Source organism: Pseudomonas sp. 24 E 13, assembly GCF_900004715.1.
GTDB classification, from domain to species: domain Bacteria; phylum Pseudomonadota; class Gammaproteobacteria; order Pseudomonadales; family Pseudomonadaceae; genus Aquipseudomonas; species Aquipseudomonas orientalis_A.
In genome coordinates this window covers 109582-120717 of the sequence record NZ_CVTO01000154.1, presented here as the reverse complement: position 1 = coordinate 120717, position 11136 = coordinate 109582, and the positions used below count along the sequence as shown (strand labels likewise).

The 11136-nt window shown below is 61.3% G+C and carries 8 protein-coding genes and 1 other RNA gene; 1 reads left to right on the top strand and 8 read right to left on the bottom strand.

Annotation, left to right across the window (positions count from 1 at the left end; translation table 11 throughout):
• Nucleotides 1-997, bottom strand: a 997-nt coding sequence (gene dnaX / locus BFP90_RS24335; protein WP_065898170.1) for a DNA polymerase III subunit gamma/tau, incomplete at its 3' end; no start/stop codon positions are given.
• A gap of 97 nt (nt 998-1094) precedes the next feature.
• Nucleotides 1095-2009, bottom strand: coding sequence for a DMT family transporter (locus tag BFP90_RS24330; protein WP_065898164.1), 915 nt, complete (start codon nt 2007-2009; stop codon nt 1095-1097).
• A 102-nt stretch (nt 2010-2111) separates the two neighbouring features.
• Between BFP90_RS24330 and BFP90_RS24325 the strand changes: the two genes are divergently transcribed.
• Nucleotides 2112-2975 (top strand): LysR family transcriptional regulator, encoded by an 864-nt coding sequence (locus BFP90_RS24325; RefSeq protein WP_065898163.1) that lies wholly within the window; start codon nt 2112-2114, stop codon nt 2973-2975.
• Nucleotides 2976-3173: 198 nt separating this feature from the next.
• Here the strand turns inward: BFP90_RS24325 and BFP90_RS24320 are convergent, their stop codons facing one another.
• The 6 genes from BFP90_RS24320 to ligA all read right to left on the bottom strand — a co-directional run bounded on the left by BFP90_RS24320 (nt 3174) and on the right by ligA (nt 11135).
• Entirely contained in the window at nt 3174-3764 is a 591-nt protein-coding gene (locus BFP90_RS24320; protein ID WP_065898162.1) for a hypothetical protein, read from the bottom strand.
• Between the two features lies 1 nt (nt 3765).
• Nucleotides 3766-4812, bottom strand: coding sequence for an N-acetylmuramidase family protein (locus BFP90_RS24315; RefSeq protein WP_065887876.1), 1047 nt, complete (start codon nt 4810-4812; stop codon nt 3766-3768).
• A 157-nt stretch (nt 4813-4969) separates the two neighbouring features.
• Nucleotides 4970-6931 (bottom strand): AAA family ATPase, encoded by a 1962-nt coding sequence (locus tag BFP90_RS24310; protein ID WP_065898161.1) that lies wholly within the window; start codon nt 6929-6931, stop codon nt 4970-4972.
• 151 nt (nt 6932-7082) lie between these two features.
• Nucleotides 7083-7179, bottom strand: an RNA gene (gene ffs / locus BFP90_RS24305) — signal recognition particle sRNA small type.
• A 269-nt stretch (nt 7180-7448) separates the two neighbouring features.
• A complete protein-coding gene (locus BFP90_RS24300; RefSeq protein ID WP_065892360.1) occupies nt 7449-8615 on the bottom strand; it encodes a zinc-binding metallopeptidase family protein in 1167 nt (388 codons plus the stop codon).
• A 162-nt stretch (nt 8616-8777) separates the two neighbouring features.
• Entirely contained in the window at nt 8778-11135 is a 2358-nt protein-coding gene (gene ligA / locus BFP90_RS24295; protein ID WP_218061253.1) for an NAD-dependent DNA ligase LigA, read from the bottom strand.
• Nucleotide 11136: the final 1 nt, after the last annotated feature.

The window sequence follows — 11136 nt, the reverse complement described above, 5'->3', positions numbered from 1 at the left end:
TCAGGCCCATCTGGTAATAGAACTGCACGTCTTCGGCCGGCAGCGCCTGGGCCAGCGCCAACACGCGGTCGCGGTCGCCATGGCCGTTGTCGACCGCCTCAGGCAATGCCTGGGCAATGGCGACGCGGTGCAGCACGTTGAGGATTTCCGAGAGCACGCCATTCCAGTCCGGCCCCTGCTCCGACAAGTGGCGCACGGCTTCGAGCAAGGCCTTGGCATCGCCCTCGATCAGCGCATGCAGCACGTCGAACACCTGGCCGTGGTCCAGCGTGCCGAGCATGACGCGCACATCGGCGGCCAGGACCTTGCCTTCACCAAAGGCGATGGCCTGGTCGGTGAGGCTCATGGCATCACGCATCGAGCCATCGGCAGCGCGGCCCAGCAACCACAGTGCGTCGTCTTCGAACGGTACGTTCTCGACACCCAGCACGTGGGTCAAATGCTCGACCACCCGCTCGGGGGTCATATTCTTCAGGGAGAATTGCAGGCACCGCGACAAAATCGTCGCAGGAAGTTTCTGCGGGTCGGTGGTGGCCAGGATGAATTTGACGTAGGGCGGCGGCTCTTCCAGGGTTTTCAACAGCGCGTTGAAGGAATGGCTGGACAGCATGTGCACTTCGTCGATCAGGTAGACCTTGAAGCGGCCACGGCTCGGTGCGTACTGCACGTTGTCGAGCAGTTCGCGGGTGTCTTCGACCTTGGTGCGGCTCGCGGCGTCGATCTCGATCAGGTCGACGAAACGCCCTTCGTCGATCTCGCGGCATACCGAACAGGTGCCGCACGGTGTCGAGGTGATACCGGTTTCACAATTCAGGCATTTGGCGATGATGCGCGCAATGGTGGTCTTGCCTACGCCGCGGGTACCGGTGAACAGGTAGGCGTGGTGCAGCCGCTGGCTGTCCAAGGCATTGATCAGAGCCTTGAGCACATGGGTCTGGCCGACCATTTCGCGGAACGAGCGCGGACGCCATTTACGTGCAAGAACCTGATAACTCATCGAAAACCGTCGCAACTGGGAAGCGGGAGGCGGTAATGCTAGCGGAGCAAGGGGGAAATTGCATCCGGCACGCTCGTCTTATCTGACTAAGCGCTCCTCAGAGGCCTGATCCTGCACCGGCTGTACGCCGCAAAGAACGCGCCCAGCGCGCCTCCAGGCCGATAGCTGCGACACTGGCCAGCACCATCAGCCCGCCCAGCAACACCTGCAGGGTCATGCGCTCGCCCAGCAGCATCGCCGCCAAGATCATCGCTACGGGTGGGATCAGGTACATCGCCACCGAGGCACGGCTGACTTCAACGTGCTTGAGCACGTAGCCCCAGGCCAGGTAGGCCAGGGCACTGGGAAAAATACCGAGCACCAGCACCGCCATGTTGTCCGGCAGCGGTGCCCGTGCCACTGCTGCGGGCAGACCTGGCAGGTTCACGCACAGCATCAAGGTGCCGGACCAGACCATATAGCAGGCCAGCGTCAGCGGGCTGTAGCGGTAAGCGTAATGTCGCAGGACAGCGAAATACACGCTCCAGGACAGGGCCGCCAGCAGGATCAGCAAACCGCGTGGGTCCATCTCGGCCATGCCATGATCGCCCCGGATCACCACCAGCACACCCCACAAGCCCAACAGCACACACCCCCAGCGCCAGGCACTGACCCGCTCTTTCAGGCAGAAAAACGCAATCAACACGCTGAACAGCGGTGCCGACTGCGCCAGCACGCTGGACGCCGACGCGGTCACCCACTGCTGGCCGCTATTGAGGCAGGTGTGGTGCAGGAACACCCCGAAAAAACCCAGCACCAGCAGCCACGGCAAATCCCGCAGGCGCGGCCGGCCAATGCCCGCCACCAGCGCCACCGCGCCCATGAACAGCGAGGCGATCAGGAAGCGCAGCAACGCCAGTTGCCCAGGGCTGTAGCTGTGCAAGCCGATGTGCACGCCAATCGGCGAATACGCCCAACAGAGAATCACGACGGCAACGACTAGCGTAAGCTTCACAGGAGATGGGGCATTCATCGACGGCATCCGGGCACAGGAAAGGAATGCCATCAGTCTTGGCCCGCGCCAGGCGCAGCACAATTAAGCGTTTCTGAATTCTGAGATCACTGGAACTGAGCAATGGAACTGGCCCAACTGAAAATGGTGCGAGCCGTGGCGCAAACCGGCAGCGTGGCGCAGGCCGCCCTGCAATTGCACTGCGTGCCGTCCAACATCACCACGCGCATCAAGCAGCTGGAAAGCGAGTTGGGCACGCCCTTGTTCATTCGTGCCGGACGCGGGCTGGCGATCAGCGCCGCCGGGGAGATTTTCCTGGATTATTGCGAGCGCATCCTGGCGCTGGTGGAGGAGTCCAAACGTGTGCTGGATGCCACGGCGACACCTCGCGGCACGCTGCGCATCGGCGCGGTGGAGTCCAGCGCCAGCGGGCGCCTGCCGCCGCTGCTGGCCGAGTACCACCGGCGCTTCCCTGAGGTCAGCCTGGAACTGGTCACCGGCGCCTGGGCGCAGTTGCTGGACGACCTGCAGCACCATCGCCTCGATGTGGCGCTGGTAGCCGCCAGTGGCAAACACCCGAAGCTGGAACACAGCGTGGTTTACAGCGAACGCCTGGTATTGATCGCCAGCGCGTCGAGCGCGCCCATCACCGGCGCCGCAGACCTGGCCGGCCGCACATTATTGGTGTGGCCGCCCGGCTGCCCCTACCGCGCCGCCCTGGAAAACTGGCTCAAGCCTCAGGACTTCAAGCCGGCGATTGCCAGCTATGCCAGTTGGGGCACGATCATCGGTTGCGTCAGCGCGGGGATTGGCGTGGCGTTGGCGCCCGAGGGCATTCTGGCGCGCTATGAGCAGGCCAACCCGTTGGCGTCCTATCGCTTTGAAGCGCTGGCGCCCGTGGACAACCTGCTGTTCTGGCACACGGACACCCAGCGGCACCTGGCAAGGGACGCGTTCGCCGGACTGCTGCGCGAAACCTTCGGCTGACAAGTCCAAATGTGGGAGTGGGCTTGCAGTCAGTTAGGCGTACACCGCCCTCTGTAGGAGCGAGCTTGCTCGCGAAAAACGTCAACGATAAGGTGTGCTTCCTGAATGAACGCGGTGCCTGTGAGTTTTTCGCGAGCAAGCTCGCTCCTACAAAAGCCTTGACTGACTGGCATTGGGGCAAGCCCCCTCCCACTTTTTTTAGATCTTCGGTGCAGTCAACCGTGCGTACTGATCCTGGCTGATCCAGCCGGTGAACGAACGCTCGCCAGCATTGATAAATTCCACCTGCGCCCAGCCGTCCTTGAACGCCAGTACACCCACCACATCATGTTTGACGATGTAGGGCCGCTTTGTCGCTTTGGCGCCCGGCGTTTTCAACAGGTAAGCCTTCTCCGCCGATACCGTCACCAGGCCTATCCATTTTTTCCGCGCGGTCTGGCTCAACGCCAGGCCCGTCGCGATGTCCGGCATCAACACGTTGATGCAACCTGGATGCTGGCGACCTTGCTCCACGGTCAGGGTCACGCCGTCGGCCGCTGCCGCTACGCTGCCGGGATAAGCCGCCTCGCGCCAGGTGGTCAGCGCTTCGGGCTTACCTTGCAGAAAGAAGCTGCACCCCCGCGTCACGCCCTCGCCCATCGCTTCCGAGTAGAACCCCTCCACCTGCTGCTGCGGCGTCACCGCCAGCATCAGCCCTTCGTACTTGCCCGACTGCAACGCGGCAGACCCTGCAAACACGGGCACCACGACGCATAACGACAACACACCCATCGCCAGTAAACGCATCATCTTATTTTTTCCCTTCCAGTACGTCGTAGGCCTGCTTCATCAGCACGTCGTAGTTGCCGTAGTCCTCACCGTTATAGTTGCGCGCCATGGCGGTAAAGTCCTTGTTTTTCATGGCCGTCATCAACGCGGTATTTTTGCCGCACAGGCTCAGATAGGCCTTGAGCTGATTGCCAGCATTGATCTTCAAGGCCGCCACGAACTCGAACACGGTCTTGAATCCGCAAGACGCGAAATTGAACCCCATGATCTGGAACATGCCCCACGAGGCCGACAGCAACGCCGCTTCCTGGTCCAGGGCAAACGCCGTGGCCATGGTTTCCCAGGCCTTGACCTGGTCCTTGTTGTTGGCCTGCCACTGCGGGCCGGCTTTTTTCTTGTAGACGTACGACAGCAGCGGGTGCGACTGGTCGTAAATGTGCTTGGTGTACTTGCGAAAGTGATGGCCCTCGAAGGCGATGATCGGCAACTTTGCCGGCCCGAAGCCCACCTTCCCGCCCGACTCGATCGTGGCGAACGCCTTGATGACATTCACCGAGATCCCGTTACCCAATTGCTTGGCGGCGTTCTGGAAGTCCGTGTCGCTGAGTGTCATGCCGCCATCGCAGGTGGACTGCATCATCAACTGCCGGTTACGCCGTTCGGCCTCGATCACCGCACGCACCTGGTTCAGGTAGACATTGACGGTGGCCTGCACCGCATCGGCATTGTTATTGCCAAAGGCGTTGAGAAAACTCGGAATGCGCATCGTCGGGAAGGCCGTCACCGGCACCTTCAACGCCTCTTCGATCAGGCTGTTGAAGGTACGACCGGTAGGGTCGATCACGCCATCGGGGTGGGCGTACTTGAGATGACGGAACTGGTATTGGCTGATGCACTGCACCAGTTGGCCATCGCATTTGCCGTTTTCGGGCAGGGCGAAACCCAGCTTGGGAATGATCAGGTTGAATAGATACTGGATGCACTGAACATCGGCAGGCAAGTTGCGGGCTTTACCGGGTGTACCGACCGAGGCACTGATAAGACGAGGCAACCCTTGCAGGCTTTTCATGACGGACATCCTTGTGCGTTAAAGAAGCGACTGCGCTTCGATATCAAGTCCACGCCCTTGTCGTACTCTGAAACAAGTGACCGGCGCAAGCTAACAAGGTGCCTGGGGGTTGTCCAGAGAGGCTTTCGAAAGTTGTGAATCAGCCAGAATAAATCACTCAGTAGCCATGCACATCGCGGGTCTTCTGATACTGGTGGTAGTCGATCCACTCGACCACGTCATAGGGCAGATAAAGCTGCACGGTGGCGCGGGAAATGGCGATGTACACCGCGCACAAGCGCTGATCGAACGCATACGCGTCCTGGAACTTCACATTGGTGAGCAACCCGGGCGTGAGCAGGACCCGTTCAAACTCCATGCCGCCGGCGTCTTGCGCCAACATCAATAAACAGCGCTCGCCGGGGTGGCCGCTGAGCCTGCTCAAGCGTGTCACGTCGGCCACGTTGAAGCCTTTTTCCAGCTGTTCCTCGACCCACAGGAACGCCTCATCGAACCGGCACACGTCGCGCACCTGCTGCCAGTCGGCCATATCGCTGAAAAACGGATGGGGACCACGATCGCCGTAATCGCTGCCATAGAATTGCGGCTTGAACAACGCGATGACGGTTTCCATGAAATAGTTGAGATCCTGCTGCGCCTCGCTGCTGGCAAACGCACAGGCACAACGCTCTTCGCTCAGTTGAATGAGCCACTTCATGGTGTCCCAGCAGGACGCGGTCAGCACCACGCACCCTGGCGGCGGCACAAACCCCTGGGGATACAGCTCGATACCGACATCCGCATCCCGTGCGCCCTCGAAGAGCACCTTGCTTTTCTGCGAGTGCTGGCTGATCAGCGGATTGACCAGGCGCTCGACATTGCGCCCGGAGCGTACGCTATAGCTCACATCCGTATGGCGAACCTCGCGGGCGCGCTTGACCAGCACCCCACTGGCCTGCTGATACTCGTCGCCCAGGGTGATCAGCACCTGGCGCCCGCGCTCGATGATTTGCAGCAAGGGCGCTGGAATGTCCTGGCTCTCATCAATCAACACATGGGTATAGCGCTCAGGCACCACACTGCCGGCGAGGCTGGCGCGCTTGATCATCAATAACGCTTCAAACCCGGTGTGAGCGTTCCAGGCCGGATTCGCCTCAAGGTAGCGCCATAACCGGCTGGAGTATTCGACCAGTACCTTGGCATCAACGCTGGACAGCGCTTGCTTGAAGTGCGGCAGATGTTTGGCCGACAGGCTGTAGTCCCGTGAGCCGCAGTAGTTTTCAAGCACCTTGAGGCAGACATCCAGCAGCGCCTGCCCTTCCAGATGACGAAAACCGAAGATGTTCAATTCCTGCGCCAGTGCCTGCTTGCTCGGGACACGTCCTTGGGTAGCCAACGGCTGTGACCTTGGGCCATGTAACAAGACGTGGGCAAACCCGTGGAAGGTTTGCCCGGCCTTTCTCTCCCGCACGCCCACCATGCGCGCGCGCAGGGTTTCCAGCTTTGCCGGTGTACGTGCCAGCAACAAGGTCTTTTCGGGGCGCAGATGCTCCATCAGCGCCACCAGCAGATGACTCTTGCCAATGCCGGCGTACCCTTGCACGTGCAGGTCTTCGTTCAGGTTGGCGCGAAAGGTGCGGACCAGTTTGTCCTGCTCGGCGCTCAACCAGCGCTCGCGGTGCCTGGGCGTGACCATCTGCTGGCGGAAGGGATTGTTGGCCTTGAGGTGACGGACTTTGTACTCGACGTCCCATTGGCCGTCGGGCAATAAATAATCTCGCGCCTGGACTTCATCCGCTAACAGAAAACGCAACTTCAGGCTCTTGACCACATTGAGGCCGAAGTACAGCTTGCGCGGGTCAAACAACCGTTGTGCCTCCGACAGCAAGCTCACAGCGGCCGAATGCCTGCCCTGCGCCGCCCAGCCAATCAGTTTGGCCAGCACCCTTTCAGCGCCCACTGCACTCAACTCGTGTTCTGGCATTTGCGCCAGATTCTGGATAACCAACACAGCGGCCAACTCCGGCTCACTCAGGGCCAGCAGCGCACCCGCACCGTCAGAACCCAACAAACCCGCACAGGTTTCATCGGTGATCGGCAAGAACACGGGGCTGGATAAATCAAAATGTTCCGAGTGCATACAGCCTCATGGCCAGGAGAGAGACGCTTGGGAGTATGCCACCAGTCGTGGAAGGGTCGTCATGCACTGCGCAATAAGCGTCAAAGATGACTGGCTGAATAACTGAGATTTTTCTGGGAGGGTATTACAGGAGGGAGCGTTATGGAGGCAACCCCACCAGCCACACCCCGGCACACAATGTTCCCGCTGTGGCTGCTGCCTTCCGGCTCTGACCAGGTTCACGGGTGATCGTTGCGGGGGGACCGATGGGGTCACCATAACGACGCTGGCCTCTCGGCAAGCGGGGCCATTGTACCGATCTGATCGGAAGTTACAACCGTAAAAAATGAGAAGCTTCAAGTACTTGCCATAGCCTTCAATGATGACGCTCTCCCAGCCACTCTGTAGGAGCGAGCTTGCTCGCGAAAAACGTCAACGATAACGCGTGCTTTCTGAATGAACGCGGTGCCTGTGAATTTTTCGCGAGCAAGCTCGCTCCTACAGGCTGGCATTGGGGCTTGCCCCTCCCACATTTTCATCATTGTGTCTGGAGGACCTCATCGGCCCTGCCGCCCTCTTCCTGGATGACCAGGTGGATAAAGTGCAACTTGGCTATCACCGCCGGCGGCAGCACGAAGGGGTAGAAATCCGGCTGGCCCATGGCGCGGGACAGTTCGTTGAGCATGCCGGCCAGTTCGATCCAGGCGTTGACGAAGGAGAGGAATGCCGCTCCACCAGGGTGTTCGGGGTCGTACAGGGTGGTCAGGGGAAACGGCTGGTAATCGAGGTCCATCTCCCGAGCGCTCATGCCAAACCCCAGGGCGGTGTCCACCGCGTCCATCATGTGCAGGTAATGCGCCCAGGTCTCGGCCCAATCTTCCCAGGGGTGCATGGTGGCGTAGGCGCTGACGCAGGTTTGCTGCCAGTCCGGGCGTGGGCCGTTCTGGTAGTGCTGATCGAGCGCGTCGGCGTAACTGGCGCGTTCGTCGCCGAACAGGTTGCGAAACGGCTCGAGCCAGTGGCTGTTGGCGATCAGGCGGTCCCAGTAATAGTGGCCGACCTCATGGCGGAAGTGACCGAGCAAGGTGCGATAGGGCTCGTGCATCTGTACGCGAACCTTTTCACGATGGGCGTCGTCGGCTTCCTTGATGTCGAGGGTGATCAGGCCGTTGGCGTGACCGGTCGTGGGCGCATTGCCTTGCAGGTCGATGCCGACGAAGTCGAACGCCAGGCCGGTGTCTTCGTTGACGCTTTTGGGCACCACCTGCAGGCCCAGGCTGATCAGTTGGGCCACCAGTCGGCGCTTGGCGGTTTCCACCTTGCGCCAGCGCTCGGGATTTTCCGCGATGGACAAATCCGGGATGGTGCGGTTCAGGCTGCACGCTACGCACAGGGCCGAGGTGCTGTGCGCCGGAATCAGCCAGTTGCAGGCCGCCGGGGTCTGGAGGTTGGCGCAGCGGCGGAAGGCGCCGGCGTCGAGGTCGGCGTCCAGCAGCCAGGTGTCAGCCACCGGACCTGGTTGCAGTGAAGACAAGCGGCTTTGCTGCGGGTGGTAGCCCAGCAGCGCCGAGCAGGCCAGGCACTGGCTGTTGCGAAAGAACAAGGACTGGCCGCAGCGGCATTGCCATACCTTGCTGTTACGCGAGGATCCGGCCATGAACGGTGCGGCGATGCGCGTGCTGAGTTGCTCGAAGTAGCGAAACATGGCGATCTCTCCCAGGGGTGACTGAGACTAGATCATTTCCCTCGCAGGATCGTTCCCACATTCCGTGTGGGCATGCATGCGTTGACGCTCTGCGTCATGCCTTGGAAGAGCGGACGCGGAGCGTCCAGGGCGGCATTCCCACGCGGAGCGTGGGAACGATCGTCAGACGGGAATGTTGTGCTTGGCGAGGAAAGCGACGAACGCCTCTTCGTCGAGCACTTTGAGCCCCAGTTCGCTGGCCTTGGCCAATTTGGAACCGGCGCCCGGCCCGGCCACCACGCAGTGGGTCTTGGCCGAAACGGAACCGGCCACCTTGGCGCCCAGGCTTTCGAGCTTGTCCTTGGCCACGTCGCGGCTCATCAACTCCAGGGAGCCGGTGAGCACCCAGGTGTGTCCGGCTTCCGGCAGGCCTTCGACGACCTTTTTCTCGCTCTGCCAGTGCATGCCGAAGTCCTTGAGCTGCTGCTCGATGGCCAGGGCGCGGTTGGCGTTGTCTTCGCTATCAAAAAAGTCGCGCACGGCCTTGGCCTGCTTCTCGGGCAGGGCCTGGCGCATGTCCAGCCAGTCGGCCTTGATCACGCCTTCGAGGCTGCCGAACTTGTCCGCCAGTTTCTGCGCAGCACCCGGCCCAACGGAGGGTACGTGCAGCTTGTCGAGCAGGCCGCCGAGAGTGGTGCTGGCGGCGAACTCGGCGCTCAGGTCGCCCTGCTCCTGCACTTGCAGGGCGCATTCATCGGGCGACAGCAGCGCACCAATCACCTCCTGGTTATGGCTGTCTTCAAAGAAGCTGTGGATTTCGTGCGCCACTTCCAGGCCCACGTCCGGCAAGTACGTCAGCACTTCCGGCAAGGCCTTCTGCACCCGCTCCAGGGACGCCAGGGAGCGCGCCAGCACCTTGGCGGTCTCCTCGCCTACATCCGGAATGCCCAGGGCGTAGATAAACCGCGCCAGGGTCGGCGTCTTGCTGTTTTCGATGGCGGCGATCAGCTTTTTGCTGGAAATATCGGCAAAGCCTTCCAGGTCGATGATCTGCTCATACTTGAGTTTGTAGAGATCGGCCGGCGAGCCGATGAGTTTTTCATCCACCAGTTGCTCGATGGTCTTGTCGCCCAGGCCGTCGATGTCCATGGCGCGGCGCGAGACGAAATGAATGATCGCCTGCTTGAGCTGCGCGCCACAGGCCAGCCGCCCGACGCAGCGGTACACCGCGCCCTCGCTGACGGTTTCCTTGCCCTTGCTGCGCTTGACCAGTTGCGTGCGTTCCACGTGGGAGCCGCACACCGGGCAACTTTCGGGGATCTGCACCGCACGGGCATGTTCAGGACGACGCTCGGTAACCACCGAGACCACCTGCGGGATCACATCCCCGGCGCGGCGGATGATCACCGTGTCGCCGATCATCAGGCCCAGGCGCGCCACTTCGTCCATGTTGTGCAGGGTGGCGTTGGACACGGTCACGCCGGCGACCTTGACCGCCTTCAACCGCGCCACGGGCGTGACGGCGCCGGTACGGCCGACCTGGAATTCCACGTCGAGCAACTCGGTCAGTTCTTCCATGGCCGGGAATTTATGCGCAATGGCCCAGCGCGGCTCGCGGGCGCGGAAGCCCAGTTCCCGCTGGGCGGCAATACTGTTGACCTTGAATACGACACCGTCGATCTCGTACGACAGGCTGTTACGCCGCTCGCCGATGTCGCGGTAATAGTCCAGGCATTCCTGAATGCCCTTGGCCAGTTTCAGTTCATGACTGATCGGCATGCCCCACTTCTGCAACTGCTTGAGGTTGCCGATATGGGTGTCACTGATGTCCGCCGTCACCTGGCCGATGCCATAGCAGCAGAATTCCAGCGGGCGGCTGGCGGTGATCTTCGAATCCAGCTGGCGCAGGCTGCCGGCCGCTGCATTGCGCGGGTTGGCGAAGGTCTTGCCGCCGACTTCCAGTTGCGAGGCGTTCAGGCGCTCGAAACCGGCCTTGGACATGAACACTTCACCGCGCACTTCCAGGGTGGCCGGCCAGCCGCTGCCGTGCAGCTTCAACGGGATGTTGCGCACGGTGCGCACATTGACGCTGATGTCTTCGCCGGTGGTCCCGTCGCCACGAGTGGCGCCGCGCACCAGTTCGCCATCCTGATACAACAGGCTGACCGCCAGGCCATCCAGCTTCGGCTCGCAACTGTATTCGACACTGGCGAACAAGTCCCCGGCCGGCAGATCCAGGCCCTCGGTCACCCGGCGATCGAATTCCAGCATGGTCGCTTCATCGAAGGCATTACCGAGGCTGAGCATCGGGATTTCATGCCTGACTTGAGTAAACGCCGACAACGCCGCGCTGCCGACCCGCTGTGTCGGCGAATCACGCGTCACCAGTTCCGGATGTTCGGCTTCCAGGGCCTTGAGCTCATGGAACAAGCGGTCGTACTCGACGTCCGGAATGCTCGGCTCGTCAAGGACGTGGTAACGGTAATTGTGCTGATCCAGTTCAGCGCGCAGTTCGAGGATGCGGGTATGGGCGGCGGTCATG

What these genes read in the sequence shown, in the direction of transcription:
- BFP90_RS24325 (WP_065898163.1), top strand. Translation starts at nt 2,112, where the DNA reads ATGGAACTGGCCCAACTGAAAATGGTGCGAGCCGTGGCGCAAACCGGC.
- BFP90_RS24320 (WP_065898162.1), bottom strand. Translation starts at nt 3,764, where the DNA reads ATGATGCGTTTACTGGCGATGGGTGTGTTGTCGTTATGCGTCGTGGTG.
- BFP90_RS24310 (WP_065898161.1), bottom strand. Translation starts at nt 6,931, where the DNA reads ATGCACTCGGAACATTTTGATTTATCCAGCCCCGTGTTCTTGCCGATC.
- ligA (WP_218061253.1), bottom strand. Translation starts at nt 11,135, where the DNA reads ATGACCGCCGCCCATACCCGCATCCTCGAACTGCGCGCTGAACTGGAT.
- BFP90_RS24300 (WP_065892360.1), bottom strand. Translation starts at nt 8,615, where the DNA reads ATGTTTCGCTACTTCGAGCAACTCAGCACGCGCATCGCCGCACCGTTC.
- BFP90_RS24315 (WP_065887876.1), bottom strand. Translation starts at nt 4,812, where the DNA reads ATGAAAAGCCTGCAAGGGTTGCCTCGTCTTATCAGTGCCTCGGTCGGT.
- BFP90_RS24330 (WP_065898164.1), bottom strand. Translation starts at nt 2,009, where the DNA reads ATGAATGCCCCATCTCCTGTGAAGCTTACGCTAGTCGTTGCCGTCGTG.